This is a genomic window from Leptolyngbya sp. CCNP1308 (genome assembly GCF_034932455.1).
GTDB lineage: Bacteria > Cyanobacteriota > Cyanobacteriia > Phormidesmidales > Phormidesmidaceae > Nodosilinea.
In genome coordinates, this window is record NZ_JAYGIH010000002.1 from 43,151 (window position 1) to 69,841 (window position 26,691).

The window sequence follows — 26,691 nt, forward strand, 5'->3', positions numbered from 1 at the left end:
GGTGTTACCCTATAGGCCTATGGATACTTCCTTTGCCCTCACCCTACAGATTGTGCTCACGGTGCTGGCTGGTGTCACTGCGCAGGTCATTGGGGAAATAACCAGGGTTCCCAGCATTATTTTTTTGCTGCTGTTTGGTATTGGCCTGGGGCCAGACGGCATTGGGTTACTCCATCCTCAAGACTTAGGCATTGGGCTAGAGGTGATTGTGGCCCTCAGTGTGGCGCTGATTCTCTTTGAGGGCGGCTTAAGCCTAGAGTTGAGTGAATTGGGTCAGGTGTCGGACAGTCTGCGCAACCTGGTTACCATCGGCATTTTTGTCACCCTGATTGGTGGCGGTATGGCGGCCCACTGGTTAGGAGAATTTCCCTGGTCGCTGGCTTTTTTGTACGCCTCACTGGTAGTGGTCACTGGCCCCACTGTGATTGGTCCCCTGTTGCGCCAGGTGGAGGTCGATCGCAAGGTGGCAACCCTGCTCGAGGGTGAAGGAGTGCTCATTGACCCCGTTGGGGCCATCCTGGCCGTGGTAGTACTCGATATTATTCTCAATGGCGATGCCGACCCTACGACGGTCGTAGGCGGATTAATTTTGCGGCTGAGCATCGGTACTCTAATTGGGGTGGTGGGCGGTGGGCTGATTGGGCTTTTGCTCAAGCAGGCCAGCTTCCTAGGTGAAGACCTGCGTAACCTGGTGGTGCTGGCTGGGCTATGGGGAATTTTTGGGCTGGCCCAGAGTATTCGCAGCGAAGCGGGGCTGATGGCTACTGTGGTAGCGGGCATGGTGGTGCGCTGGCTGTCGGTGCCCGACGAGCGGCTGCTGCGTCGGTTTAAGGGGCAGCTGACGGTGCTGGCGGTATCGGTACTGTTTATTTTGCTGGCGGCAGACCTGTCGATTGCCAGTGTGTTTGCCCTGGGTAAAGGGGCAGTGCTAACGGTGCTGGTGCTGATGGTAGTGGTGCGCCCATTGAACATCTGGCTCTGTACCCGATCCAGCGATTTAAACTGGCGCCAAAAGCTGTTTTTGGGTTGGGTGGCCCCCCGCGGCATTGTGTCGGCCTCGGTGGCTTCTCTATTTGCCATTTTGCTAACTGAGCGGGGGATTAACGGGGGAGAGGCCATTAAAGCACTGGTATTTCTCACTATTATTATGACGGTGATGATTCAGGGGCTCACAGCGCGGTTTGTGGCCGGCTGGCTGGGCATTACCAAGGCCGATGCAGTGGGGGCTGTAATTGTCGGGTGCAACCCCCTCAGCCTGTTAATGGCCCGCTTAATCCAGGAGTATGGCGATCCGGTAGTGATGATTGATACCAACGAAGCCGCCTGCGAGTTCGCCGAAAAGGAGGGGGTCGAGCTTTTGATCAGCAGCGCCCTCGATCACGATGCCTTGGAACGGGCGGGTATAGATAAAGCAGGCACCTTTCTCGCTATGACGAAGAATGGTGAGGTCAACGCTGTAGTGGCGCAGCGCGCTCTAGAGGAATTTCAGCCCGCTCGGGTGGTTGCGGTAGTACCCCAGGATAAAAGCCTGGGCGAGTTTCCCAATCAGGGAAAGCTGAAGGGTGCCCAAACCCCTCGCCTATCCCTCAAACAGTGGAATACTTACCTCAACGCTGGAGAGGTGCGCCTCGGAGAAACCCGGCTGCGAGAGGAAAATAGTGAGCTACAACAGACGCACCTGGCTACGCTGGTGCGTAACGGTGCTATGGTGCCGCTGCTGGTGGAGCGCGATGATGCCCTCCGAGTTGCTCTGGGGCAAGAACGATGGGAGATCGGCGATCGCATCATCTACCTTTGGCATGACTCTAAACCTAAACTGCTCAAACAGCTAGCGGGCGGCATTCAGCCTACTCGGCTCACCCTAGAAACGGTTCCCGTGGTCGAGGCCGTACCCCCAGCGCTAAAAGATCCTTTAGCAGAACCCGACGTAGCAGCACTGCCTGGTCCTGATGGATCTGCTGCGTCTAATGGCGCTATCTCATATCCATCGGACTCGAACTCTGCTGCTGATAGTTCTGCGGATACATCGTCGGCTAATTCTTAGGCCTAGCGAGCATTGGGATTGTGTTGCGATGGTCGGAGACCGGCCCTAAAGGGCCATCGCCCCCTTGCTAGCTAGATCAGCTAAATTCTTCTGGCACAGTTGCGCTCCGGTTTTCACTTCTGTCAATTCTAATGGCTTCCAATCCGCTTCACCCTGCAACGCTGGGAACTTTGACTGGCATTGGCGTTGGCCCCGGCGACCCCGACTTAATCACGCTCAAAGCGCTCAAGTGCCTTCAATCCGCCGACATAGTTGCTTTCCCCCAAGGGCGCAACGGTCAGCCCGGCCTAGCCCAGACGATTATTGCGCCGCACCTAACTCGGCAACAGCTGCTGCCGCTAGATTTTCCCTACATCTTCGATCCAGATCAGCTCACCAGTGCTTGGCAGCAGGCGGGCGATCGCGTTTGGCAGTGTCTTACCCAGGGTCAAAATGTGGTCTTTGCCTGTGAAGGGGATCTTAGCTTTTACGGCACCTTTAACTACCTGGCTTTGAGCCTAGAGCGTCGCTACCCGGCAGCAAAAATAAGTCGCATTCCCGGTATTTGCTCACCGATGGCGGCCGTGAGTGCCCTTGGCCTACCGCTCACAGTTCAGTCAGACAAGCTGGTCGTGCTGCCGGCAATTTATACCGTAGATGACCTCGACACCGTCTTAGTCTGGGCTGATGTCGTGGTGCTGCTCAAGGTCGGGTCAGTGTATGACCAGATTTGGCAACTGCTACACCGGCGACACCTGCTAGAACATAGCTGGGTCATGGTCAACGCTACCCAGACCACCCAAAAAGTGTATCGACCTCTAACGCCTTACCCCCACTTAAAGCTGCCCTACTTTTCGCTCATGGTCATAAGGTCGGGGGCAAATCCGCTACCCTAGAGATGACTAGGAACCCAGATTGAACGGGTCAAGTCAATACTCACAGCGATCGCAAACAGCACAGCACGGCATGAACGTATCTAAAGCGCCCAGGTTCAACCAAATCCTCACAACTATCCGCCAACCTCAGTGGATAGCAGCGCTGTTGTCACTGGGTTTTCATGTCGTGCTGTTTGCGGCTAGCCCCTCATTCTCCACCCTAAATGCCAGCGCCCTGGGCGAGAGCGACCCAGATTCAGAAGAACGCCGAGTCCCACTGATCGAACTCACCCCTGAAGAGCAAAATCGCCTGCCCGACTTCTCAGCCCCCGCCTACTCGTTGGACACCAACGACGATTTATTTAGTCTATTTCCTCCCTCGGGCAACAGCCTACCCCTCGAACCCGGTTCAGACTTTGGCGCATCCTTGCCGATACCCTCTCCTAGGCTGCCCTCCAGCTCTTTCCCCTCGGGCATCTCACCTTATACCTCCCCCCGCCGCTCCTCTATAACATTGTCTCCCCGCCGCACCCCTTTACCCGGCAGCACGGCTACACGTCGCCCTGCTGAACCTCCGGCGGTCGATGCCACATCCCAAGGGGCTTCGACCCCGATCACTACTTCTCCAGAAAATGCTGGCGAAGCGGGTGCCGCTGACCTAGAACCAAGCCAGACTAATGGACAGGGCACTGATGGCAACAGCACTCCGCTAGAACCTACCAACCCTGCCACCACACCCGAAGACCAAGGGGCCGAGTCGGCCAGTGACCTGCTAGCCAGGGTAGAGTTCAGCGATGCCCAAACCAGCGCCAGTGAGGTTGAAATCGCCAAGGCGGCCTGGCTTCAATCTATACAAGAAAAACTAGGAGATGGGGTCGCCGAGGCTCCTGAGCCTATTGTGCTTACGGTTCCCTACAGCGGTCGGCTCTGTCTATCGCCTGAACCCGCCGATGGGCTGCTGGGGGTAGTCGGTCTACCCGATGAAGCTAGCGATGGCGTTAAATTGTGGACCACAGTGCTCAAAAGCACAGGTTATCCATTTCTCAACCAAGCCGCTGAACAGGCTCTCCAAAATCTTCAGCAGCAGCAAGAGCCAGACGGCAGCGGGTTAGAAACTAATACGTTGTATCAAGTCACCGTACAGGTCGAATACGATAGCCAAAGCTGCATCAGTCGTGAGGCCCTGCTGCAATCGCGCACAGCCGAATCGGATGAGTCTGACGTGGTACCGGAGGAGTAACAATCTCCAGAAAGCTTTACCGGTTTGATCTGCTGTGTGCGTAGGATTAGCGATCGCCACTCTGCCGAGAACAAGCGAATACAACAGTCCTCGCCGGAAGCTGATGGGCTAGATATCGTTCCAATGGTTGGCCTTGCCAAATCTCCTGGCACTTGGCTAAGTATGTCTTCCTTGTTTAACCGGCCCCACCCAAGAACAGCATATCAATGCTTTCAGCTATCCAAAATGACGTTTCATGAGGGATGTCTACCTATTTGGCTAGCGCTATGGTTTGATTCGGTTTAATAGCTTTGACCATGGCTATAGCTGGGTTAGTTCAAAGACCAACAATGGGAAAGAGGCAGCACAGTTCCATTGTTGGTCTTGAGTGAGATTATGCCTGAGGTGTGAGAACGACATCAGCGTAGGTTCCCGAACGGGCTACTGTGCCCTTGTCGAGAACATAGACGCGATCGCAGTGCTCAATTGTGGACAGCCGGTGAGCAATAATAATTAAAGTTTTAGAGCCAGCTAGAGATCTGATTGACTCGCTAATCAGTCGCTCAGTCTCATTATCTAGAGCAGAGGTTGCTTCATCTAAGACTAAAATCTCTCTTTGGTGATATAGCGCACGGGCGATTCCGATTCGCTGACGTTGCCCACCGGAGAGGCGTACTCCACGTTCGCCAACTTCGGTATCAATGCCATTAGGCAAATTTTGCACTAGCTCTTCAAGCTGTGCTGCTTTAATGGCGTACCACAACCGGCTCTGGTCGATCTCACTTTTTGATACCCCAAAGGCAATATTTTTCTCGACAGTGTCGTCAGTCAAAAAGATTGACTGAGGAATATAACCGACTAGTTTTCTCCAGCCTTGCAAGTTATCGTAAATTGACCTGCCATCAACTAAGATATCCCCGTTTTGGGGAGTCAGCAAACTCAGAATGACGTCAACGAGGGTTGTTTTGCCTGCCCCAGACTGACCTATGAGCCCAATCGACTCTCCTCGCTTAATTTGCATCGACACGCCTGTCAAGGAAGGATTGGGAGAACTTGGGTACTGGTAGAAGACATCAACAATTTCCAAGCTTTCAGAGAAACCCAGTGGTTGGTCACCATCAAAAGGTTTTGCAGCACCTAGCAAAGCAGGATGATCATGCTTGACAAGCTCGTTATTCTCAATTTCCTTTAGATCCAAATACATCATGTCTAAAGTGTGAGAAGAATTACGCAGTTTACCAATACACTCTGCTAGATTACTGGCGGCTGGAATCAATCTCAAGGAAGCAACGGCAAACACACCCATACTGGCAATAGCTGCCTGAAAATCTTGCCCTACTATTAGCTGCGAGACGCAAACAAATCCAACAATGGCTGTTACTAGAAGAGTCTCAATCATTGTCCGAGGCACAAACTGAGCGCTCTGAAAGAGAATTTCTACCCGTGCCTCCTCATGCACATGCTCTTCTAGTTCCTTGCGAAAATAATTCTCGGAACCAAAGACGCGAGTCTCCTTAATGCCTCCCAGTCCATGGTTGACAGCTTTAATCGTCTCTTCACGAGCAATAGTCGATAATTTACCCCAACGCTTTAACCGCTGCACTAGGAATGAAAACACTACGAAAGCAGGCAACAGCGAAGCTAGAGAAACAGCCAGGAGTAAAACATTAGTCTTCGCCATCAACACCAAAAGTGTTGCAACCACAATAATATGAGAGACTGACTCTACCATAGGCAAAGAAACCATAAAGCAAAAGCGATGTGTCTCATTCGTTATCTTATTGATATAATCTGCGGTATTCCTAGTTAAATGGAAGTCATAAGGAGCAAGCAAATAGGTGTTAAAAAGACGCTCTTGAACAGCCGCTCTTTGATCGAAGAGAACTTTGTATGAATAGCGCTTGCTTAGAAAATAAATAGCTCCTTTCAACAAGAAGATAACAATAATAAAAACCCCGAACCACAGCACAAGCCTTCCTAGGCTGCTAAATCCAAAAACTCTATATACCCAGCTAAACGCATCGCTTTCTCCGACAAGTTTGCCTGGGTCTCCGGCTAAACTCAAAAAGGGGCCAATTAATCCTATGCCAAAGGCTTCTAAAAGAGAAGTCAAAAGAAAAATACCAACCAACCCAATCAGTTGCCTCTGATGCCCGGAAAAAACATAAATAAATTTTTGAAAGTAACCCACTGCTTCTCCCTCAAAAAACTGCTAAATGATCTAGCTAAATCAGCCAAGAAATCGTGCCTGACAGAGCTTCTGAGCCAAAGGTTTAGCAGAACATATGCTCTACTTTTTGACATACCCATGCGATCTGCTCAAGCTATTGTGAAACTACCTTTGGCTTGCGACTTTAGCAAGCAGAACTGATTGAGTGCTCTACACGCATACTATAGTACCCATAATTATAATGAAAATAGATTTATCAGGGCAAACTATCCATGCTGTCATAGAAAACACTTTAAAGAGGCTTCACAAGGTCTTCCTATTTCTGCAGCTCCGTTGTCAAGAGCTTTCTCCCTCGCCAATCTTTCGTTAAGAAGGTAAAATAAACTCATGCTAGCTTCTCGTGCCCGTACAAAGTGGATTTTGGTGTAAAAGGTGTTCAAAGAGAAAGAACGCGCCCTCTAAGTTCTACAGGTTCATGCCTGCCAGATCTTTTGAACACGATAAAATTTCATCAAATATTTATACCTCATCACTTAAGGCAAATCTAAGAAAAGGCTTGTACTCATCTATATTGAGTACAATGATAATTATATCCAAGCAGACTTTCAGAAAGTACTTTGTTTGTGCGGCTACGTAAAGCACTAAAATTTGTTCCCGCATTCCTTTGTTGAGATCCTGGATGCTATGCAAGCTCAAAAACTTACTCTCAACGGTAGCACAGTAGTGTCTGACAAGCAGATTGACTTTGCGGAGACATCCTTCGCAATTTTCTATCTGCTATTTTTTGCTGGAGCTTTTGGCTTTAGGGCAGACACCTCTGAAACTTCCGTTATTCCTGAGTCAATTATTACTTTAATTCGGTATGCGGCCTATGCAACTACTCTAATGTTGTTGTCATTGCGGCCTGTTGAGACATTGAAAACGGCTCTTAGTAATAAATGGGCATTAGGTCTAATTGCCATTGTCACCATTTCCTTTTTATGGTCTTATAATCCGCCAGTTACAATAGATGCTGTTTGGAAAGAATTCATTCCCATGTTTTTGCTAAGTCTTTACATTGCTTCTAGGTTCACACTAGAACAGCAATTTAAGATTATCTTATGGGTTTTAGTCATAGTTTTTCTCGAGAGTGTAGCGCTGGCGATCGCCATGCCTGGAGTAGGCCTTCATACTGATGGTCCTTTTGTAGGCAGCTGGAAAGGAGTATTTGCTCAAAAAAATCAGTTTGGTGCACACTCAACAATGACGATGATCGCCCTCTTCATGCTGGCTAACTATGCTAAGGAAAAACAGCGTTGGGCACTAGCACTTTTTGGAGGGTGTTTTGCGGCGTTGCTTGTTAGCAGCTCTGTTACAGCATTGACCCTTTCTTTCATAGGGCTCATGCTGACAATTTTTTATCGTCGATTTGCTTGGCTGGGTAAACGCTCTGTTTTGTTAGGCAGCCTATTTGTGCTAGTTTCAATCAGTTTTTCGTATCTTTTGTTTTCTAACTGGGTTGATATTTTAGCTTACTTTGACAGAGATCCTACGCTGTCTACAAGAACTCTTATTTGGCATCTAGTAATCAATTATAAAATCCCGAATAGTCCATATCTTGGCTATGGTAGAGGCGTATTTTGGGATTCGTTGAGTTTAACAACCGGCTTTGAGTCTTTTGCCTATCACATTCCACCTCATGCGCACAACGGTTTTTTGGATCTCATTATTGATGTTGGCTTGATTGGCTTCTCATTCTTCTGTGTTACGTGGTTTATGACCTACGTTAGGGCCGCTAGGCTTGCCTACGACCGAAAAGAGGCAGCTTATCTATGGCCTCTTCTGTTTCTATCGATGCTTATTTTGTTCAATACTTTCGAAAGCTATTTAGCTCGCCTCACCACGTTGTATTGGATTCTCTTTATTGCTTTAGCTTTTTCATTGAGTCCAAAAGTTCTTTCATCTAAAGAATAGATTATCATTTTCTGCGTGAGTTTGAAATCTTCAACTTTTGGTAAGCATAAGATGCAAATTTTGCATTAGTTGTCATGTGTGAGCTTGAATAGATATAGGAACATAGCTATCTAGTTAGCTAACATGTACTCCATATTAATAAGCTTTTCCTGTTCTTTGTTTTGAAGAGCCTAACTTCGTTGTCGGCAGCAAGCCACTTTGGAGGACGTTCAGCGGGATTACTAACAGCTAGCCATCAGGAACTAGTTTCTCAAGGTGTTTTGCCCTAATATAGCCATAGTCATTTAGGGTTAAGACATCCAGAAAACGTTCAAACGTTTGGAGGAGAAATGTTTGAACCAAGATGGCTACAGCAATACCAAACTGAGTACTCGAAGAACTGGAACCCTTGAATTGCAAACTTTTCAGTCCTTGAGGGATGCTCACTCTCATAGCTGATCGGTATAAGGGACGTACGTCTAGATAAAGTACCAGAAGCATTGATCCTGGTTGACCGAAAAAACTTCTGAGACCCTTGTCCTGCCGTAGGTTGGGTTTCGCTTCGCTCAACGCCAACCTACATTAGAACTTTTGTCCGTCAATCAGGCATTGATCACTGTAGGTGCATTCGCAAAGCAATGCACCGATAGGAAAGATAGCAATTGATGGGTTATTTTCTTGCGCCTCCCTAACCACCTGAACATTTACAATACTGTATTGGCGTATGGTAATTCTAAAAAGAAAACTCCTTGGCTAAGCAAGGAGTTCGGATCGATGTCAATTTATCCAGATAAAATTCCTAGATCTTGAGTTGACGTTGACTAACTAAACAAAGCTGACTCTCTTCAATCAACATACTCAACTTTGCCATCTAATCGTTGTTATCAAATAGATTAAAGATATCCAGGATGCCAAAGATGCCGCCTAGAGGAGCTAAAATTGGGGTCAGAGCGCGGTTGATGTTATCAAGACCAACCAAGTACCCTTTTTTGGGTACCAAAATTACGTCTCCATCTTGAACTTGATAATTGTCTACTAGGCTGGACAGGTCTACTCTCTGTTCTTCGACTTGCCCTGTTTCTGAAAGACGCACTAATCGAACTTCTCCTAGGGCTGCATCAGAATTAGGACCACCAGCAGCAGCGATCGCGCCAGCTACCGAGCTATTTGGCTGAATTTGAACTTCCCCAGGCTGAACTACGCCATCTCCAATAACTCGCACTCGAACATTGTCTGGCGCGATACTTGAACTTGCTATCAAGGACGCGTCAATCTCGGCACCAGGCTGCGCTTTGGGTACAAAGATAGAATCTCCATCCCTAAGTACTAAGTTATTGCCCTGACCACCACTAGAGATTGCATCCCACAGATTTACTGAAAGATCCTGCACCTGGCCATTTGGCAGTTGTCGGCGGACAATAACTGACCGAATATCTGCTGTGCGACGTATTCCACCAGCAGATACCAGGGCTGAAGACAGGGTTGGTGTTGTCGTAGCTGCTGTAATTCGCGCGTTTACATCTAGCTGCGTTTCTGCTGTTGTTAGACTGCTCAACTGTACGGGGCCAGGACGGTAAACCTCACCCGCCACATCAACAACCACTGGGCGTAATGCCGTCATGCTGACATTCACTACTGGGTTCACTAGATAAGCATTTAGCCCCTGAGTGATTTCTTGAGATAAGTCGTCAACGGTTTTGCCTGCTGCTTGAATAGACCCTAGAAATGGGAAAGGCATTGTGCCATCAGGCAAAACTACACGGGAACCGGTAAATTCCTCATAACCGAAGACTTCGATCGCAACTTGATCACCAGCCCCTAGAATGTAGTTTCCAGGAGCTTGTGAAGCAGGCAACTCTATAGTGGGAGCATTAAATTCTGTCGATTGTTGGGCATTGGCCAAGCCAATACCCCATAGACAGTTGTGGGCTAATGTGGCTGAGAGCGAAATTAGCGCAATAGAACGTTTATCTATTTTCATAGCCTTAAGCAATATTTCTAACGAACCGTTGTTTGCATTTCTGAGAAAGTGGTCTTACCGTACTCGCCGGCCTTAATGCGAGAGACATAGTCGCCGTGCTCATTATTGATGTCTACGCCGTTAGCAACTACACCTAAGACATTCGCCTGAGATCGTTCTAGGAAAGACTTCGCTGCCAGTGCGTTTGCAGAATCTACTTTTCGAGGTCTCAGCACCAACAAAACACCGTCAGACATACGCCCTAGCACCGCTGCATCGGCAGCCCCCAATAGTGGCGGCGTATCGATCAAAATATAGTCATACTGTCGTTTCATCTGCTGGAGCAGATCTGCCATCCGCTCAGAGTCTAGGATAGCCAGGGGATTAGGGGGAAGAGCCCCAGCCGTCATGAGAGTTAGATTCTCAGAGATTTGGTGAGTCACATCTTGCTGAGTTTCTTCTCTGATGAGCACCTGGCTCAGCCCGGCTCGATTGATAACGTCCCAAATATGATGCTGTGATGGAGATCGGAGATCGGCATCAATGAGCAATACCTGTTTACCTGAATGGGCCAAGGTTGCCGCCAGGTTGGCCGAGACCTCAGATTTCCCTTCTTCGGCCACTGAACTGGTAATGGCAATGATGCGGTGAGGGGTGTCAGAACTGGTGAATTTTAGATTTGCTTGAAGCATTTGAAACGCTGCCGAAACCATGGGTTGGTCTCTATCTAGAGCTGGAATATAGGCAGAGCGATCAAGTCTACCAGCAAGGTAAGCTGTGGAACCTTCACTCTCCGGTCTAGTGCGAAACTTAGGAACTAAACCAAGCAGGGTGTAGCCCAGCAGCATCTCGCCATCTTTAGCAGTTTTCACTGATTTATCGACTAAGTCTAGGAAGAAGGCGCAGGCAATGCCGAGCAAACTACCCACGAAGGTTCCGAATACCAGGGCGGGGATCAGGAGACTGCCAGCGTCTTCTGCGGGTTCGGCCCTTTCCAAAATCTCAGCACTGCCGACGGTTTGGTTTTCGGCTAGCTGAGTTTGTTGAAAAGCGGCTAAAAGGTTTTCATAGTTGAGCTGGGCTGACTGAAGACGCTGAGTTAATTCTAACTGGCGCTTCTCAAGAGCTGGAAAGGCCTGAATTCTCTCGGCATAGCGGTTGCGAGAGTTAACTAGGCTTTGGAGCTGGCTAGCCAAGCTAGAACGGTTCACGACTGCGGTAGCCAATTCTGTCGTGAGCTGTTGGTCTAGGGGGCTCATTTGGAGATTGCCAAGACTCGCTGAAGCCGCCGTTCCGACTATGTCTTCGACTCGCTCACTAAGGAGGCTTTGTAGTGATTCTACTCGCCGTTCTAGGTTGATCACTGTAGGGTGGGTCTCTCTATAGAGACTACGCTGACTGGCCAACTCAGCTTGGGCTAGCTGCAAGTCTGCTAGAGCTTGCTGAACAGCTGTAGACTGACTCAATGTTTCGATGCGTTTGGCTTGTTCTAGTGGAATAGCCAACTGCTCTTGTAACTCGCTTGCCTGAGTGTTGGCACTGGCTAGCGTGGAAGACACATCGCGAATTTGGGTGTCTAACTCAGCGATCGCAGTAACGGCCACGACAGCTTCGTCTTCAAGCACAACAATGCCGTTAGCATCTTTGAATTGCTGTAGTGCTGCCGCCGCCCGATCGAGATCGGCTTCGGCAATGGGCAGTTGTCGTTCGATGAACTCTCGAGCTGTAGCTGCCTTCAACCGATTGCTGAGGATGTCCCGTTCCAGGTATGCGTCCATGACCGCATTGACAATAGCGGCAGCCTCGTCTGGATCGTCGGAGCTGTAGGCAATTTGCAGGATATCGGCCTGTTCTGCAGACTCCACCTTGAGGCTGGTGCTTAGGTCTGCCGGTTTGAGAGGTAGACCATCATCGTCTGTAAGACCGAGGTTATCAATAACAGACTGCATAACCGCAGTTGACAGCACAACGGAACTCTGGTTTTGCAGGTTGTTCACTGAAAGGGGAAGTTCCCTGATGTCCGTGCCAACCCCAGTTAGTGCAGGGGTAAGGTCTGGCCTCACCAGTATGCTTCCTTCCGCGTTGTAGGATGGATCTCGCGTTAGAGCAAAGAACGCCGAACCTGCTACACAGGTGCCTAGCACAAGAGTCGCTGGCAACCAACGCCGTTTCAGCACTAGCCAGTAGCGTTGTAGGTCAATTTCTTCAACGTAATCTTGGTAGGTCTTATTAGTCATAAACGGGTAGAAATGAGATACGCCTGAGAACAATCTGTCTACTTACGCACGGGCGGTAGGCTAGCTTTCCGATTCTCCCTAAACATCTCGATTGCTCGGGCTATAAGCCTTAGCCGACGACTAATCCCCTTGAGCGGGAATGTCTAGGTTCACCTAGCGGTGAGTATTGGTAGGTATGAATTAAGTGAGTTGAGACTCGTATAACTACCTAATCTAAATCTAAATAGATGCTTAAACCCTTTACGCAAGCATATCCTATGGAAGCAGGACCGAGGGGAAGACCGTTGAGCTGTCTGGCACTGTCTTAATAATGATGACGATTCTGTAATGCCTCAGGCTTCTTCGGGAACTTACTATCGCTATAGTGTTCCCTCGGATTGCCGGCTCAGACTCATAGTCTGTCTGACTCCTGCGCTAGTTCCCCAAAATAGGATCAATTTGACGATAGATAAGATTTATTGACGAAAAAAGGGCCGATATATGAGTATATCAGCCCTTTTTCTGCGATTGGCAGACGCTTTGATAGGTTTTCACCGCCTGATTCGTCAAGCTTTTCAGGCAATTTACTCTCCCTAATGCATCGAATCAGTAGATATACTCACACAGTGCGGAGAGAATACTAGAGAGCAGCACTAACACTACTCTGTATCTTCACAGAATCACTAAGTTTAGGATCTCAATAAGCATCCTGAAGTTCATAGAAGTCAGGGGAAATATAGTCTTTGCGAAGCGGCCAGCCGACCCAGTCTTCAGGCATGAGTAGCCGCTTTAGATTGGGATGGCCTTCGTAAACAATGCCGTACATGTCATAGCTTTCTCGCTCTTGCCAATCGGCTGCCTTCCAAACCCAGTACACCGAGGGGACTCGGGGATTGCTGCGAGACAACGACACCTTGACTCTGACCTCTTCGAGTTTGTCAACCTGATCGTCTAACTTTACCAGGTGGTAAAAGCTGACCAAATCTTTGCCCGGACCCTCATCGTATGCACCTTGGCATTGAAGGTAGTTAAAGCCGTAGGCATACAGAGCTGTACAAATTGGGATCAGGAACTGTGGCTCTACCTCGATAATCTCAACGCCTAGGTGATCGCGGGGCGCCAACTGGTGGGCAAACCCGTTTTCGGTTAACCAGCTAGAAACAACGCCTGCTTCTGCCAGAGAAGCGGTCGGCTCTTCACCCGTAGACGCTGGCTGCGGAGATGGCGTTTGAGAGTCTTCTTCAGCCATATTTAGACCTCCTTATTCTCGGGAGTAAGCTCGGCAACGGTATCAGACATGGGCATCCCCATCGCTTCCATCAGCTCTTTGGGGGGCACTGTGTGAGTGCCGGTTTGCAAGTACTGACCCGTCAAGATTGGGGGCACTGATTTGAGCTGGTGGCTGCGTTCGTAGAAACGGTGGGTTTGCAGGGTATATGCCCTATCCTGCATAGACTCTGTGGCTACCTTTTTCCTAAGCTTGATAATGGCGTCAATAATAGCCTCGGGCCTTGGAGGACAACCCGGAATGTAGACATCCACAGGAATTAGCTTATCAACCCCTCGTACCGCTGAAGGAGAATCGCTGCTGAACATGCCACCGGTAATAGTACAAGCTCCCATGGCGATGACGTATTTCGGATCAGGCATTTGCTCATAGAGCCTAACCAAAGCAGGGGCCATTTTCATGGTTACGGTGCCAGCGGTAATGATCAAATCGGCCTGGCGAGGACTGGCTCTTGGCAGTAACCCAAAGCGGTCGAAGTCAAAACGGGAGCCGATTAGCGCTGCAAACTCAATGAAGCAGCAGGCCGTGCCATAGAGTAAGGGAAACAGGCTGGACAACCGGCACCAGTTGTACAGATCGTCGACTGTGGTCAAAATGACGTTCTCAGACAGCCCATGGGTAATTGTGGGAGGTGCTGAAGGGTTGGCGAGCCTTTCCCCAGGGGCCAGGGAAAGCTTATCAGCAGCTGAGGGGGGATTCATGACCATTCCAAGGCTCCTTTGCGCCATGCGTACACAAGACCGATGACTAAGATGGCGATAAAAATTAGTGCTTCCACAAAGGCTAATAGGCCCAACTGGTTGAACGCTACCGCCCACGGATACAAAAACACAGTTTCCACATCGAAGATGACAAAGACCAGCGCAAACATATAGTAACGAATGTTGAACTGAATCCATGCGCCACCAATGGGCTCCATGCCCGATTCGTAGGTGGTTCTGCGGGCAGGCCCTCGGCTGATGGGTCGCAGCAGCTTGGAGGCAGTCAAGGCCGCTACTGGCACCAGGCAAGATATGAGTAAGAAGACTAGGAAATATTCGTAACCGGATAAGACGAACACAGGTTCACCACCCTAGAAGGCTAGTACACACAGCACAGTTGGAGGCTCAGCGGCCCATGCGCTTCAGGTGTATTCTAAGGCAATTTAGCTGAAAAACCAGGGGCAGAGTTGATTTAGCGAAGGGCGATGGCAGCGGTGCTGTGCGATCGCCAAACCCAATCTGAGGGGTCGCTCGAAAGCTGGATACCCCAACTGTGTCATAATTGTTTACAACGAGCATTTTTACCCTGCGTAGGCTGGTGAGGTGTTCGCGGCTATCTGGGACTGCCGATTGCCCCAGCTAACTCCTGCTGAACTAAGGTGCCTTGATCCTATGAGTGTTGAGCCTGAGCCTTCGGCTAATTCATCTGAATCTGCAGATTTAGCGACCACGCCTGAGGGACCTGAGGGAGCTGAGGTTTTTGAGGGCAGCCCGTCTGAGGTAGTGGTTCTCTCCCCTGAGGAGATGGATTGCTATGAGTGCCGTTCCTGCGGCTACTCCTATGAGCCGGTCAAGGGAGACAGCCGAGCAAAAGTGCCTCAGGGTACTGCTTTTGAAGATTTACCCCTGAACTGGCGCTGTCCAGTGTGCAGCGCGCCTAAAAAGAGGTTTGCCAATATTGGGCCGATTAATGCTCCCTCTGGTTTTAAGGAAAACTTGAACTACGGCCTGGGCGTAAATCGGTTGACCCCCAGTCAGAAGAATATTTTAATTTTTGGTGCCTTGGCTGTAGGGTTCATGTTTTTCATTAGCCTTTATGGCTTGAGGTAGCTAGGGGCGCTGCTTAGTCGTGCCTCAACGCACAGGGCTTGCTCTGGTGAAATTGGCTTAAGTGTTGTTTAGGAAGTACAGGTTTTAATTATCTATGCACGCTGCGTTTGACTGGTTAAAGCGAGGCCTGGTGATACTGGTGGCGGTGGTTCTAACAACCGGCTGCTCTGGCTATTTTTTGGCGGACGCAGACGTGCACCCTTGGGAAGTGATCCAGGTGCCGGTGGAGTCTACGCTATCTGACATTGCGTTTACGCAAGATGCTGACCACGGATGGATCGTAGGTAGCCGCAACACCCTGCTAGAAACCCAGGACGGCGGCAGCACCTGGCAAGTGCGCGAGCTGGCCCTAGAAGACCAGGCCTATACATTTACCTCCATTGATTTTTCAGGCAATGAGGGATGGGTCGCTGGGCTACCGTCGGTACTCTTGCACACCAGCGACGGTGGCAAGACCTGGGAAAGCGTTCCCTTGAGCAAAGAGTTGCCGGGTTCCCCCTTTCTGGTGACGGCTGTGGGCAATAAGTCGGCAGAGATGGCTACTGATATTGGTGCGATCTACCGCACTGAGGACGGAGGCCGCACCTGGAAAGCCTTAGTGCAGGGTGCTGTCGGGGTGGTGCGCAATATGGTGCGTTCTGACGATGGCCGGTATGTAGCGGTGTCGTCTCGAGGAAATTTTTATTCAACTTGGGCACCTGGCCAGGAGCAGTGGATTCCCCACAATCGCCAGAACTCAAGGCGTCTGCAGAATATGGGATTTGACGATGACGGCAAGCTCTGGGTGATTGCCCGCGGTGGCCAGGTGAGGTTTTCTAACTCTCGCTCCTCAGATGACTTTACCGAAGCTCTCAGCCCTGAATTTGGTACGAGCTGGGGACTGCTGGACATGGCTTTTCGCACCGCCAATGAGATATGGATAACTGGCGGTGGCGGAAATCTGCTCTGTAGCTTTGACGGTGGCGAGACTTGGTTGAAGGATAAATCTGTTGGGGATGTGCCCTCTAACTTCTACAGAGTGAAGTTTTTGGGGCCAGAGAAGGGCTTTATCCTAGGTCAGGAGGGCACCATCCTGAAATATCAGCCCCAGGCTGTCTGAGGAAAGTTGGGAGAACTTCGCTGAAATAGCTTGTTAGGGTTTCCGGGGTTCTCTATGATTAGATTAGATTCTTCGTGTTCAGAGAGGAGACGTTGATATGGCAGGTTCTACAGGTGAGCGCCCCTTCGGCGACATTGTGACGAGTGTTCGCTATTGGATTATCCATAGCATTACCATTCCTATGCTGTTTATTGCGGGCTGGCTCTTCGTGAGCACGGGCTTGGCCTATGATGCCTTTGGCACGCCGCGCCCTAACTCCTACTATCCCGACAATCAAATGCAGCTGCCGATTGTGAGCGATCGCTTCGAAGCGAAAGATCAGATCGACATGTTCTCAAATCGATAACGCTTTAGTATTCCAACGTTTGATTGAACCTATGCAAAGCAATTCTCCGAACGAGCAAATTACCTACCCCATCTTCACGGTGCGCTGGTTGGCCGTGCACACCCTAGGGGTACCCAGCGTATTTTTCCTGGGGGCGATCGCGGCAATGCAGTTTATTCAACGATAAGAGAAAACCATGGATCGTAGTCCAAACCCGAATAAGCAACCGGTAGAGCTGAACCGCACGTCCCTATACCTGGGCCTGCTTCTGGTCTTCGTGCTGGGTCTGCTGTTCTCTAGCTACTTCTTTAACTAAGGTCACAGAGCTGCCTTGGTTGGCAGGTTGTGGTGTCCAGGCTGTGTTGAGTTTCTGACCAGATTAGTAGGAGGTGAATATTATGCTTCAGAGTGGACGAATTCCGTTGTGGATTGTGGCAACCGTCGCTGGCACAGGTGTGCTGGTGGTAGTGGGTTTGTTTTTCTACGGAGCCTATGCTGGCGTTGGGTCTGCTATGTAGCGGCTCTAGGCAATTCTAAATTAGAGGCTGGGGAAAAGTGGGCTATGGCCGCTTTTCCCCAGCTTTTTAGTGGGTTTAGGGAGTCAGCTATAGGTGATCGATGGCGCTGACGTAGCGCTGCACTAAGCTGTCAATGCCAGTAATGGCGGTGCCCACGACGACAGCGTGGGCACCCAGATCAAGGGCTTGCCGGGCTTGCTCTGGGGAGGCGATGCCGCCTTCACAGATGATCGGCACGGAGCATTGCTGCACCATGGCTTGGAGCAGGTCGAACCCCGGTGGAGCTTCGGTCTTCGTTGCTGCGGTATAGCCAAAGAGCGTGGTGCCGACGCAGTCAGCTCCGGCATCGATCGCTTTTAGCGCGTTGTCGAGGGTATCGACATCGGCCATGACGAGGCGATTGAGGCGCTGGTGAATGTGCTGAATGATTTGCCTTAGGGTCTCACCGCTGGGGCGAGGGCGTTGAGTAGCATCGACGGCAATGATGTCGCTGCCGGCCTGGGCCACTGCTTCGGCGTGATGAAACTGAGGGGTGATGTACACCTCTGAGGGCGGCATTACTTGCTTCCAGAGACCGATGATGGGGTGACGGCAGCGGCCTCGCACGGCTTGGATGTGGTCAGGGGTATCGATGCGTACCCCGACGGCTCCACGGTTGAGGGCGGCCTCGGCCATGGCTGCGATCGCCGCCGCATTGTGTAGGGGCGAGTCAGCAGGGGCCTGGCACGATACGATTAACCCGCCCCGCAGTGATTCCAGAATGCTCTTCAAGGTAGGACGTACTCCACAACAGCGCTATCTAGTTTGATCTATGGCAACTCGGATTTCAAAGACCCTACTGGTGGCCTCTATTGGGCTACTGGCCTTGGTGATTGTGATCAACAACCTCACCGACTACAACGCCAATTTTAGGTACATTCAGCATGTGCTGAGCATGGATACTGTGCTTGCAGATAGCCAGTTGACCTGGCGAGCTGTGTCCTCATCAGGCCTACAGAAAGCGGCCTATGGGGCGATTATCGGGGTGGAGACGGCGATCGCCGCCCTTTGCCTAGGCGGAGCCCTGCGCCTTCTGAGCGTTGTGAATAGCGATCGCGTCACCTTTAATCGGGCCAAGGCTACGGCCATCTATGGGCTCACCCTGGCGTTTCTGTTTTGGTTTGTGGGCTTTATGGTGGTGGCCGGGGAGTGGTTCACCATGTGGCAGTCGTTAGAGTGGAATGGGCAGCAGCCCGCCTTTCGATTTATTGGCTGCGTGGGCTTTGTGCTGCTCTACCTCAGCCTGGCTGACGGCGACTTGCCGGATTAGGTTGGGCTAAAGTGAGGTGATGCCGTCCATAACAGCTTTTGAGTTGGGTGAAACCCCTATCTACACCTTGGCCAGCGTTACCTGTTCTGCCTGATCTTGGTATTTGCCGCGACGGGTTTCGTAGCTGACCTGGCAGGGCTCGCCCTCAAAGAAAATCAGCTGCACCACCCCCTCGCTTGCATAGATGCGACAGTCTGCACTAGAGGAGTTAGAAAACTCTAGGGTTAGATGACCACGCCACCCTGCCTCAGCTGGGGTTAGGTTGGCGATAATGCCACAGCGGGCGTAGGTCGATTTGCCAATACAGATAACGCTGATGTTGTTGGGGACGGAAATTTTTTCTAGGGCTACCCCCAACCCGTAGGAATGAGCCGGCAAAATGAAGTAGCTGCCGCTCTCATCGGTTTTAAGCGCCGTGGGTTCTAGGTTGGCGGGGCTGAAATTTTTAGGGTCAACCACCGTGCCAGGAATATGGCGAAAAATTCTAAACTCCGCAGGAGATAGCCGAATGTCATAGCCATAGGACGACAGCCCGTAGCTGATCACCGGTTGCCCTAGAGAAGTGTCAGCGTTCTCCAACTGCCTCACCAGGGAGGGCTGAAACGGCTGAATCATGCCCTCCTTAGCCATTTTGTCGATCCAGGCGTCGTTCTTAATCATGGCAAAGCTTCCTGGGTGGCTAGGGCAAAAAATTACGGCGAAACTCAGTCACCTGGTCGGCCACCGTAAGTAGCGGATCGGGCATGTCGGGGCCAGTGAGGATGACATCGACCTGGGGAGGTCGCTGTTTGAGAAAGTCTACAACGTCTTGGGTAGGAATCAGGCCATAGTTGATGGCTAGGCTAAGCTCATCGAGCACGATCAGGCCGTAGCGACCTCGGGCTACCACCGCTTTGGTGTGAGACCAAAGGGCTTGAATCGCCTGGTGCTCGCTGGGGCTGACATCGGAGTCATGGATGCAGCGTGGCATATCGGCACGGATCCAGTCTAGGTTTTGGCCAAACTGCATGGGTTGATCTGGCCCCTGGTGAATGCCGCCCTTGAGAAATTGCACAATCAGCACGGCCTTGCCCTGGTCGGCGATGCGCAGAGCCTGCACCATGACATTGGTAAAAAAGTTGCGGTGGAGGGCGGTAAAGACTTGTACGGTGCCTTCTACCGTTTGTAAGAGCGGATGGCGAACGATCGAGGTGGGAGACGGCGCTAGGGAAAGGGGTTTGATCTGAGAGACCATGGGCTAGTCCAGCGGGGGCAAAGAATGGCAGGTGCCCATCGACTACGCCAAAGATTGTAGCAGCGTTGCGCTACGTTGCTGAGTTGGGTAGCTCGGATGGCTGGGCTAAATATAGCGTGATTCCTCCTAGGTGAATCGACAAATTACTCTATATGCATTGGTCAAGTGCATATGTACTGAAGCTTGCTCCTGGTGGCCCGGCTTCATCGGCCATGCCCTAATACCTGATCCTGAGGGAGATCGAAAGCCAACCTGTCTTGGGGAGTCTGCTGTATTCTAGGGAGGGCATTAGGGGCACTTGTATGGCTTGGCAACGTCCAGACGGTCGCGACCCTCACCAGCTGCGGCCAGTGAGTTTTGAGCGTCAATTTACGAAATTTTCAGCAGGCTCCGTTCTGACCCGCTGCGGCAATACCCAGGTGCTCTGCACAGTATCGGTGGAAGAAGGGGTGCCCCGGTTTTTACAGGGGTCGGGTCGGGGCTGGCTGACGGCTGAGTACCGCATGTTGCCAGGGGCCACGCCCCAGCGGCAGGCCCGCGAGCTAATGAAACTATCGGGCCGCACCCAGGAAATTCAGCGTCTGATTGGGCGCAGCCTGCGATCGACCCTCGACTTTGAGCTGCTGGGGGAACGCACGCTGCTGGTAGATGCCGATGTGCTCCAGGCCGATGCGGGCACCCGCACCGCATCAATTACGGGGGGATATGTAGCCCTGGCCGATGCGGTGCAGGGCTTGGTGGCGAAGGGATTGCTGGCGCGATCGCCCCTAATCCACGGCGTTGCGGCTGTCTCCGTGGGCCTGATCGAAGATGAGGTCTTGCTCGATTTGCAGTACGACGAAGACGTGGCGGCAGCCGTAGACTTCAACCTAGTGCTCAACGAAGACCTCAACATCATTGAAGTTCAGGGTACGGCCGAAGAGGGCAGCTTTAGCCGTCAGCAGATGAACCAGATTCTAGAGGTGGGTGAGCTGGGTATTAAGCAGCTCTTGGCGGCTCAGCAGGCGGCGTTACTGTAGGCATTGCGCTTTGTTGTGGCTCAATCTCCTAGATTTTGGCTGGGAGGCGCGATCGCCGCAGACACCTCTTCGCTGGATTCATAGAGAGTAAAACTAGCTCCTATCGTTAAGAAACGCATCAAGACTATCGGCCGAATTTTGCCCTTGGGCAGTCTGAAGTTAGGCCACAGTCTGGAATCGTAGTTTTCTCTCGAAGGAAGGTTTGCCATGACATCTATAGATGAGCTTTTAATCAAAGAAATCACGGTAAGTCGGCAGTCTCCGGGAGAAGAGCGCCAGGCAGCCCTACACCGCATCTATGCTCAGGTACTCGAACGACAGCCCTACGGGTTTGAGCGCAAACAGCTCGCCAAAATTGAGGCGGAGTTCCTGCGAAATAAAATTGGTGTCAAGCGGTTTTTGCGAGAGCTGGGCCATTCTGAGGTCTATCTCAATGAGTTTTACTACAATTCCTCAAACCCAAAATTTATTGAGCTGTGCTTCAAGCACTTCATTGGCCGCGCCCCCAGCGATCAGGCAGAAATGCATCGCTACTGCGACATTTTGATGCGTCAGGGCGTTAAAGTCATGATTACTGCCCTGCTCGACTCTGAAGATTACAGCAAGCACTTTGGTTGCTTCACCGTGCCCCACGCCTGGTCTGGGCATAGCTACCCATCTCCTAGAACATTTTGGGAAACCGAGGTGTTGCTCCAGGAGCTGCACGGGCGGCGCGGCTGGATCGTACCTACCATGACCTGGCACGACCTTCAGCTCAACTGCGACGGCGGCAGCTGTGGTTTACCTGGGGCATCAATGCACTCGGGTCAGCCTTCGCAGACAACGGCGGGGGCTCCAAGGGCGATATCCGGCGCAGAGGCGCTACATCAGGTACTGAGCACAATGGGGCCTCAGGATTTAGAAGTGTTCGCCGCGACCCTCTCGGCTACGGAACGCGATAAGCTGCGCCACTTGCTAATGCAGCCCGCCCGATAGGTAGCTGCGTCAGTTGGATTGTTCAGCACACTTTTCCCTGGTAGCGAGTTCTACGGGGTGTAACTAACCTGGGGTTCGGATTCGTCCTGGGCTGTTTAGGGCGTGAGGCGGGCAAATTTTTTCTTGCCCACCTGCACCACTTTACCTATGAGGTCATCGGGGCTGACAAACTCCTGGTTGGGGTCGGTCACCTTCTCGCCGTCGAGCTTTACCGCGCCCCCCTGAATTTGGCGGCGGGCCTCGCTGCTGCTGGCACACAGTGGTGTAGACCCCACCAGATAAAACAGCTTGGCCGGGAAATTGATTTGGGCTAGGGAAAATTCGGGCACCCCGGCAGCCGGTTCGCCAGTGCCTTGAACCAGGCTGATGGCGGCCTGCTGGGCCTGCTGAGCCGCCGCTTCGCCGTGGAACTGGCGGGTGATCTCTAGGGCCAGCAGCTTTTGGCGATCGCGTGGATTCTCAGGCAGGGTATTGAGTTGGACGGCCGTAAGCAGCTCAAAGTAGTCTTGAATTAGGGCATCGGGCACCTTTTCGAGCTTGGAATACATGCTCAGAGGATCTTCCTGGAGTCCGACATAGTTGCCCAGGGATTTCGACATTTTTTGACTGCCGTCGGTGCCCAACAGCAGCGGCACCAGCAGACCAAACTGGGGCAGCAGGCCAAAGTGCCGCTGCAAATCGCGACCAACGGCAATGTTGAATTTTTGGTCGGTGCCGCCCAGCTCCACATCGGACTGCACCGCTACCGAGTCGTAGCCCTGCATCAGCGGGTAAAGAAACTCGTGGAGAAATACCGGATCGCCCTTGCCATAGCGCTCGGAGAACCCTTCCTTGGCCAGCATCTGCCCTACGGTCATGGTGCTGAGCAGCTCAAGAATTTTGCCCAGGTCGAGGGAAGACAGCCACTCGGAGTTGTAGCGCACCTCCAGCCGTCCGGGGGTATCAAAATCGAGAATGGGGCGCACCTGCTCTAGGTAGGTCTCGGCGTTGGTTTTTACATCGGCTTCTGTAAGCTGGCGGCGCACCTCCGACTTGCCAGTGGGGTCGCCGATGCGGGCGGTGAAGTCGCCAATAATCAGCACGGCGGTGTGGCCAGCATCTTGAAAAGCGCGCAGCTTGCGCACCGGAATGCTGTGACCCAGGTGAATTTCGGCCCCGGTGGGGTCGATGCCCAGCTTGATCCGCAGGGGGCGATCGCATTTCAGCAGCCGCTGCGTCAGGTTTTGCTCGGGGTCGCTAGAGTCAGGCTGGTGGGGAAAAACCTCGCTGATACCCCGATAAATGCTCTCAAATTCAAGGGGGAAGGAGCTGGGGTTAGCCTGGGTCATGGTGAAAACTGGGTTTATGGGGTAGGGACGGCGGGTCGATATTGCCCAGGGGTTAGAGAAAACAGGTCTAGGGCACCAAAGCCAATCATTATAGATTGGGATAGATTGTGGCAAAAGTGGCCCTTAGCTTCTCCTTATAACCATCTGCAAGGCTAGGATAGGCTTGCCTGGGATCGTCCCCCAAGCGGTCTTTAGAGCCCCGCTGACGCTCACTTATCTAGAGGGTCATTATAATGGCCTAACCGTCCTCTACCGACGAGCATCTACACCCTACCCAGCAGCGCTTCATCGCTACCCTGCCCCGTCGTTTTATAAGCAGCCTTTAAGAGCCAACGTGTCAACCAACACCATTCGCCACAAAAGCCGATCTCAGCCTCAGCCCCTGCGCCGAGCGCCCAACGCGCTGAAATACGTTCAAGACGTGGGGCAGGTAGCAGCGGCAGCCCTGCTCGGCACCACCATGATCGCCAGCTCTGTGCTGGCGGGCGGGCTGGTGGGGCTGGCCATCAGCTTTCGCAACCTGCCGGATGTGCGGGTACTGCGCAACTATGTGCCCAGCGAGACCAGCTACATCTATGACATCAACGGCACCCTGCTCTACAGCCTTCACGACGAAGCGAACCGCGAAGTCATCGACCTCGACGAGATGTCACCCCACCTCAAGCGGGCCGTGTTAGCGGTAGAAGACAGCTATTTTTATTCGCACAATGGTATTAACCCCAGCAGCGTGGGCCGGGCTGTACTGGCCAACGTAGAGGCTGGCTCTACGGTAGAGGGTGGCTCCACCGTCACCATGCAGCTGGTCAAAAACCTGTTTCTGACCCCCGAGCGGGCCGTTAGCCGCAAAGTGGCCGAGGCCGTGCTGGCCCTGCGCCTAGAGCAAATCTTCAGCAAAGACGAAATTCTGGAGATGTACCTCAACCAGGTCTACTGGGGCCACAACAACTACGGCGTCGAAACCGCTGCCCAGAGCTACTTTAATAAGTCGGCCAGAGACCTCAACCTGTCCGAAGCCGCGATGATGGCCGGGCTAATTCAGGCTCCCGAAAGCTACAGCCCCTTCTCCAACTACCAGGCCACCAAGGCCCGCCAGGCCGTTGTGCTCAATCGCATGCGCCAGCTGGGGTGGATTACCCCCGAAGAAGAAGTGGCGGCCCGCGATGCGCCGCTGCTCATTGGTGAAGTCAAGTCGTTCCGCAGCAGTATTTCTCCCTACGTCACCGAAGCAGCTGTGCAGGAGCTGAAGCAGCGTTTTGGCAGTGAGGCCGTGCTGAAGGGCGGCATGCGAGTACAGACCACCGTAGATTTAGGCATGCAGCAAATGGCTGAGGCCACGGTGCAAAGGCACAATGCTCGCATTCGCCATATCGCCGACCAAATGGCACTGGTGTCGATCGATCCCCGTACCCACTTTGTCAAAGCTATGGTGGGCGGGGTCGACTATCAAACCAGCCAGTTCAACCGGGCTATTCAGGCCTACCGGCAGCCGGGGTCGGCGTTTAAGCCGTTTGTGTACTATGTGGCCTTTGCTACCGGGCGTTATACCCCAGCCAGCAGCATTGCCGATACGCCGGTTAGCTATCCCGATGGCTACCGCTACTACAGCCCCAGAAACTACGACGGTGGTTTCATGGGCAATATTCCCATTCGCACGGCGCTGGAAACCTCGCGCAATGTGCCGGCGGTGAAGCTGGGCCAGGCGGTAGGGGTAAACCAAATTATTGAGCTGTGCCGCACCCTCGGCATCAACAGCCCGATGCAGCCGGTCACCTCACTGCCCCTAGGGGCTGTAGATCTGACCCCAATGGAAATGGCGGGGGCCTACGCCACCTTTGCCAGCAATGGCTGGCACTCTGAGCCGACCTTTATCGTGCAGGTGAGCGACAGCAGCGGCAATGTGCTGCTCGACAACACTCCCCAGCCTCAGCTGGTGCTCGACCCCTGGGCGGCGGCTTCGCTCACGGATGTGTTGCAGGGAGTCATTGCTCGGGGAACGGGTAAGGGGGCTCAAATTGGCCGGCCTGCGGCGGGTAAAACCGGCACCACCGACTCCCAGCGGGACGTGTGGTTTGTGGGCTATGTGCCTCAGCTGTCGACCGCCGTGTGGATTGGTAACGACAACTATGCGCCGATGCGGTCTGGGGCAACGGGGGGAACCTATGCTGCCCCTGTGTGGAAAGACTTTATGCAGCAGGCTCTGGTGAACGTGCCGGTGGAAAACTTCAGGCGTCCTTCGGAGTTTGTGCAGCCCTAGGATTGGCCAGATTTAAAGCCATAGATATTTCAACATCTCGTAGGTTGGTGCCACTGCGTTTCAGCCAGCGATCGCGACATCCGGGTTTCTTAACGCAACAGTCCTGAACCGGAGCCATCTCGATCGCTGACTTTGAAGCAGTGGGCAGGGGACGGCAGCGCAGGGCACTGGTCTGACCGGTGGTCAGAGATTGGCCTCGTCGATTTGGGCGAGGACGCGATCGCGAAATTCCGGGTCGCTGTTCGCCAGTCCCAGCAGTTCCCAGTAGGCCGAGAGGGTGAGTCCGTTGGCTTGAATCAGGTCGAGGGCTGCCGCCTGAATTTCCTGCTGCATCTGGCGCGATTCGGTGTCGGTCTCGGCCCGCTGTAGACCGAGCTCGCGCGACTCGATCAGCTTGACGACAGCAATATAGGCTTTGACAAAGCGGCTGACCGTTTCGGAGGGAATATCGTTAGCGTCGGGCTGGGCAGGGGAAACCGCTGGCGCTGGTTCGCCCGTCGTTAGCGAGGGGGAAACGGCTAGGGCGGGGGTAGACATACCCAGCAGCAGCAGGACGACCACGCCCAAATACAATGCCCGATGCACCAGGCGTCGGCGTTGCCTTCCCAGAGGCGAATCGCCCCAGACTCTGGGGCAGAGTCTGGGGCGGCGAATATACATTGACTTGACCGCAGTCGCTATCGACCTACAACCCATAGACCCAAGGCTCAGAACGCGTTTCACCAGCCTACCCGAAACCAGATCGCCTATAGTGGTACTAAGCCTAAGCATAAATACATAATGACGAAGGGAACAGACTGCCATGGCAAGCGATGAAATGGCTCCAGTGCCTGGTCAAGGGAGTCTCTCTGACCGAGAACTACAGATCGTTGAGCTAGTGGCATCGGGGCTAACCAACCAAGAAATTTCAGAGAAACTGGAGATCAGCAAGCGCACCGTCGATAACCACATCAGCAATATTTTGACCAAGACCGCGACGGGTAATCGGGTGGCCCTGTTTCGCTGGGCGCTCCAGTCGGGCAAGATCTGTATTGATGAAGTCAACTGCTGCCTCCTGCCCGAGGTCAAGGCTGAGAGTCAGGAAGCTTAGGCACCGACCACCGGTGCAGCTCAGGCTATGATGGGTGTTCTGTATT

26 protein-coding genes are annotated in these 26,691 nt (G+C 52.3%); 15 read left to right on the forward strand and 11 right to left on the reverse strand.

Annotation, left to right across the window (positions count from 1 at the left end; genetic code table 11):
• The first annotated feature begins 19 nt into the window (after positions 1 to 19).
• From VB780_RS01220 to VB780_RS01230, 3 genes are all read left to right on the forward strand, one after another.
• The gene (locus VB780_RS01220; protein WP_323349316.1) at positions 20 to 2,044 is read left to right on the forward strand and encodes a cation:proton antiporter; all 2,025 of its coding nucleotides are present in this window, start codon (positions 20 to 22) and stop codon (positions 2,042 to 2,044) included.
• Positions 2,045 to 2,175: 131 nt separating this feature from the next.
• Entirely contained in the window at positions 2,176 to 2,919 is a 744-nt protein-coding gene (locus VB780_RS01225) for a precorrin-2 C(20)-methyltransferase (RefSeq protein ID WP_323349317.1), read from the forward strand.
• A 70-nt stretch (positions 2,920 to 2,989) separates the two neighbouring features.
• A complete protein-coding gene (locus tag VB780_RS01230) occupies positions 2,990 to 4,138 on the forward strand; it encodes a hypothetical protein (protein WP_323349318.1) in 1,149 nt (382 codons plus the stop codon).
• Between the two features lie 373 nt (positions 4,139 to 4,511).
• Here the strand turns inward: VB780_RS01230 and VB780_RS01235 are convergent, their stop codons facing one another.
• Positions 4,512 to 6,308: an ABC transporter ATP-binding protein gene (locus VB780_RS01235; RefSeq protein ID WP_323349319.1), complete on the reverse strand. Its 1,797-nt coding sequence runs from the start codon at positions 6,306 to 6,308 to the stop codon at positions 4,512 to 4,514.
• Between the two features lie 702 nt (positions 6,309 to 7,010).
• Between VB780_RS01235 and VB780_RS01240 the strand changes: the two genes are divergently transcribed.
• On the forward strand, positions 7,011 to 8,240 hold the full coding sequence (locus VB780_RS01240) for an O-antigen ligase family protein (RefSeq protein WP_323349320.1): 1,230 nt from the start codon (positions 7,011 to 7,013) through the stop codon (positions 8,238 to 8,240).
• Between the two features lie 850 nt (positions 8,241 to 9,090).
• Here VB780_RS01240 and VB780_RS01245 read toward each other — a convergent pair.
• From VB780_RS01245 to ndhC, 5 genes are all read right to left on the reverse strand, one after another.
• A complete protein-coding gene (locus tag VB780_RS01245) occupies positions 9,091 to 10,200 on the reverse strand; it encodes a polysaccharide biosynthesis/export family protein (protein ID WP_323349321.1) in 1,110 nt (369 codons plus the stop codon).
• A 17-nt stretch (positions 10,201 to 10,217) separates the two neighbouring features.
• Positions 10,218 to 12,416, reverse strand: a complete 2,199-nt coding sequence (locus VB780_RS01250) for a GumC family protein (RefSeq protein WP_323349322.1) — start codon at positions 12,414 to 12,416, stop codon at positions 10,218 to 10,220.
• 676 nt (positions 12,417 to 13,092) lie between these two features.
• Positions 13,093 to 13,644: an NAD(P)H-quinone oxidoreductase subunit J gene (locus VB780_RS01255; RefSeq protein ID WP_323349323.1), complete on the reverse strand. Its 552-nt coding sequence runs from the start codon at positions 13,642 to 13,644 to the stop codon at positions 13,093 to 13,095.
• Between the two features lie 2 nt (positions 13,645 to 13,646).
• Positions 13,647 to 14,390, reverse strand: a complete 744-nt coding sequence (locus VB780_RS01260) for an NADH dehydrogenase subunit K (RefSeq protein WP_323349324.1) — start codon at positions 14,388 to 14,390, stop codon at positions 13,647 to 13,649.
• Positions 14,381 to 14,743, reverse strand: a complete 363-nt coding sequence (gene ndhC, locus VB780_RS01265) for a photosynthetic/respiratory NAD(P)H-quinone oxidoreductase subunit C (protein ID WP_323349325.1) — start codon at positions 14,741 to 14,743, stop codon at positions 14,381 to 14,383. The genes VB780_RS01260 and ndhC overlap by 10 nt, the downstream gene beginning before the upstream one ends.
• A gap of 313 nt (positions 14,744 to 15,056) precedes the next feature.
• Between ndhC and VB780_RS01270 the strand changes: the two genes are divergently transcribed.
• From VB780_RS01270 to VB780_RS01295, 6 genes are all read left to right on the forward strand, one after another.
• The gene (locus VB780_RS01270) at positions 15,057 to 15,494 is read left to right on the forward strand and encodes a rubredoxin (RefSeq protein WP_323349326.1); all 438 of its coding nucleotides are present in this window, start codon (positions 15,057 to 15,059) and stop codon (positions 15,492 to 15,494) included.
• 94 nt (positions 15,495 to 15,588) lie between these two features.
• On the forward strand, positions 15,589 to 16,593 hold the full coding sequence (locus tag VB780_RS01275) for a photosynthesis system II assembly factor Ycf48 (protein WP_323349327.1): 1,005 nt from the start codon (positions 15,589 to 15,591) through the stop codon (positions 16,591 to 16,593).
• Between the two features lie 97 nt (positions 16,594 to 16,690).
• Positions 16,691 to 16,939: a cytochrome b559 subunit alpha gene (psbE, locus tag VB780_RS01280; protein WP_323349328.1), complete on the forward strand. Its 249-nt coding sequence runs from the start codon at positions 16,691 to 16,693 to the stop codon at positions 16,937 to 16,939.
• A gap of 31 nt (positions 16,940 to 16,970) precedes the next feature.
• On the forward strand, positions 16,971 to 17,105 hold the full coding sequence (gene psbF / locus VB780_RS01285) for a cytochrome b559 subunit beta (RefSeq protein ID WP_035991167.1): 135 nt from the start codon (positions 16,971 to 16,973) through the stop codon (positions 17,103 to 17,105).
• 9 nt (positions 17,106 to 17,114) lie between these two features.
• Positions 17,115 to 17,234, forward strand: coding sequence for a photosystem II reaction center protein L (locus VB780_RS01290; RefSeq protein ID WP_190519956.1), 120 nt, complete (start codon positions 17,115 to 17,117; stop codon positions 17,232 to 17,234).
• A gap of 82 nt (positions 17,235 to 17,316) precedes the next feature.
• Positions 17,317 to 17,436: a photosystem II reaction center protein J gene (locus VB780_RS01295; RefSeq protein ID WP_071527210.1), complete on the forward strand. Its 120-nt coding sequence runs from the start codon at positions 17,317 to 17,319 to the stop codon at positions 17,434 to 17,436.
• An 87-nt stretch (positions 17,437 to 17,523) separates the two neighbouring features.
• On the opposite strand, the gene VB780_RS01300 is transcribed toward VB780_RS01295, so the two are convergent.
• Positions 17,524 to 18,207, reverse strand: coding sequence for an N-acetylmannosamine-6-phosphate 2-epimerase (locus VB780_RS01300; protein ID WP_323349329.1), 684 nt, complete (start codon positions 18,205 to 18,207; stop codon positions 17,524 to 17,526).
• Between the two features lie 40 nt (positions 18,208 to 18,247).
• On the opposite strand from VB780_RS01300, the gene VB780_RS01305 reads away from it, so the two are divergent.
• A complete protein-coding gene (locus VB780_RS01305; RefSeq protein ID WP_323349330.1) occupies positions 18,248 to 18,745 on the forward strand; it encodes a DUF2165 domain-containing protein in 498 nt (165 codons plus the stop codon).
• Between the two features lie 60 nt (positions 18,746 to 18,805).
• Here VB780_RS01305 and dcd read toward each other — a convergent pair whose 3' ends face one another.
• Together dcd and VB780_RS01315 are read right to left on the reverse strand one after the other, a co-directional pair.
• A complete protein-coding gene (dcd, locus tag VB780_RS01310) occupies positions 18,806 to 19,405 on the reverse strand; it encodes a dCTP deaminase (protein ID WP_323349331.1) in 600 nt (199 codons plus the stop codon).
• Positions 19,406 to 19,424: 19 nt separating this feature from the next.
• Positions 19,425 to 19,979, reverse strand: a complete 555-nt coding sequence (locus VB780_RS01315; protein WP_323349332.1) for a P-loop NTPase family protein — start codon at positions 19,977 to 19,979, stop codon at positions 19,425 to 19,427.
• Positions 19,980 to 20,281: 302 nt separating this feature from the next.
• On the opposite strand from VB780_RS01315, the gene rph reads away from it, so the two are divergent.
• Positions 20,282 to 20,998, forward strand: a complete 717-nt coding sequence (gene rph / locus VB780_RS01320) for a ribonuclease PH (protein WP_323349333.1) — start codon at positions 20,282 to 20,284, stop codon at positions 20,996 to 20,998.
• Between the two features lie 207 nt (positions 20,999 to 21,205).
• Positions 21,206 to 21,973, forward strand: a complete 768-nt coding sequence (locus tag VB780_RS01325; RefSeq protein WP_323349334.1) for a phycobilisome rod-core linker polypeptide — start codon at positions 21,206 to 21,208, stop codon at positions 21,971 to 21,973.
• Positions 21,974 to 22,068: 95 nt separating this feature from the next.
• Here VB780_RS01325 and tyrS read toward each other — a convergent pair whose 3' ends face one another.
• Positions 22,069 to 23,301, reverse strand: coding sequence for a tyrosine--tRNA ligase (gene tyrS / locus VB780_RS01330; protein ID WP_323349335.1), 1,233 nt, complete (start codon positions 23,299 to 23,301; stop codon positions 22,069 to 22,071).
• A gap of 334 nt (positions 23,302 to 23,635) precedes the next feature.
• Between tyrS and VB780_RS01335 the strand changes: the two genes are divergently transcribed.
• On the forward strand, positions 23,636 to 25,555 hold the full coding sequence (locus tag VB780_RS01335) for a penicillin-binding protein 1A (RefSeq protein ID WP_323349336.1): 1,920 nt from the start codon (positions 23,636 to 23,638) through the stop codon (positions 25,553 to 25,555).
• Between the two features lie 183 nt (positions 25,556 to 25,738).
• On the opposite strand, the gene VB780_RS01340 is transcribed toward VB780_RS01335, so the two are convergent.
• Entirely contained in the window at positions 25,739 to 26,116 is a 378-nt protein-coding gene (locus VB780_RS01340) for a DUF4168 domain-containing protein (RefSeq protein WP_323349471.1), read from the reverse strand.
• A gap of 241 nt (positions 26,117 to 26,357) precedes the next feature.
• Between VB780_RS01340 and VB780_RS01345 the strand changes: the two genes are divergently transcribed.
• The gene (locus VB780_RS01345; RefSeq protein WP_323349337.1) at positions 26,358 to 26,645 is read left to right on the forward strand and encodes a helix-turn-helix transcriptional regulator; all 288 of its coding nucleotides are present in this window, start codon (positions 26,358 to 26,360) and stop codon (positions 26,643 to 26,645) included.
• The last annotated feature ends 46 nt before the right edge of the window (positions 26,646 to 26,691 follow it).

Coding starts and splice junctions, on each gene's coding strand:
- VB780_RS01220 (WP_323349316.1), top strand. CDS start 20: ATGGATACTTCCTTTGCCCTCACCCTACAGATTGTGCTCACGGTGCTG.
- VB780_RS01225 (WP_323349317.1), top strand. CDS start 2,176: ATGGCTTCCAATCCGCTTCACCCTGCAACGCTGGGAACTTTGACTGGC.
- VB780_RS01230 (WP_323349318.1), top strand. CDS start 2,990: ATGAACGTATCTAAAGCGCCCAGGTTCAACCAAATCCTCACAACTATC.
- VB780_RS01245 (WP_323349321.1), bottom strand. CDS start 10,200: ATGAAAATAGATAAACGTTCTATTGCGCTAATTTCGCTCTCAGCCACA.
- VB780_RS01250 (WP_323349322.1), bottom strand. CDS start 12,416: ATGACTAATAAGACCTACCAAGATTACGTTGAAGAAATTGACCTACAA.
- VB780_RS01255 (WP_323349323.1), bottom strand. CDS start 13,644: ATGGCTGAAGAAGACTCTCAAACGCCATCTCCGCAGCCAGCGTCTACG.
- VB780_RS01260 (WP_323349324.1), bottom strand. CDS start 14,390: ATGGTCATGAATCCCCCCTCAGCTGCTGATAAGCTTTCCCTGGCCCCT.
- VB780_RS01270 (WP_323349326.1), top strand. CDS start 15,057: ATGAGTGTTGAGCCTGAGCCTTCGGCTAATTCATCTGAATCTGCAGAT.
- VB780_RS01275 (WP_323349327.1), top strand. CDS start 15,589: ATGCACGCTGCGTTTGACTGGTTAAAGCGAGGCCTGGTGATACTGGTG.
- psbE (WP_323349328.1), top strand. CDS start 16,691: ATGGCAGGTTCTACAGGTGAGCGCCCCTTCGGCGACATTGTGACGAGT.
- psbF (WP_035991167.1), top strand. CDS start 16,971: ATGCAAAGCAATTCTCCGAACGAGCAAATTACCTACCCCATCTTCACG.
- VB780_RS01290 (WP_190519956.1), top strand. CDS start 17,115: ATGGATCGTAGTCCAAACCCGAATAAGCAACCGGTAGAGCTGAACCGC.
- VB780_RS01295 (WP_071527210.1), top strand. CDS start 17,317: ATGCTTCAGAGTGGACGAATTCCGTTGTGGATTGTGGCAACCGTCGCT.
- VB780_RS01305 (WP_323349330.1), top strand. CDS start 18,248: ATGGCAACTCGGATTTCAAAGACCCTACTGGTGGCCTCTATTGGGCTA.
- dcd (WP_323349331.1), bottom strand. CDS start 19,405: ATGATTAAGAACGACGCCTGGATCGACAAAATGGCTAAGGAGGGCATG.
- VB780_RS01315 (WP_323349332.1), bottom strand. CDS start 19,979: ATGGTCTCTCAGATCAAACCCCTTTCCCTAGCGCCGTCTCCCACCTCG.
- rph (WP_323349333.1), top strand. CDS start 20,282: ATGGCTTGGCAACGTCCAGACGGTCGCGACCCTCACCAGCTGCGGCCA.
- VB780_RS01325 (WP_323349334.1), top strand. CDS start 21,206: ATGACATCTATAGATGAGCTTTTAATCAAAGAAATCACGGTAAGTCGG.
- tyrS (WP_323349335.1), bottom strand. CDS start 23,301: ATGACCCAGGCTAACCCCAGCTCCTTCCCCCTTGAATTTGAGAGCATT.
- VB780_RS01345 (WP_323349337.1), top strand. CDS start 26,358: ATGGCAAGCGATGAAATGGCTCCAGTGCCTGGTCAAGGGAGTCTCTCT.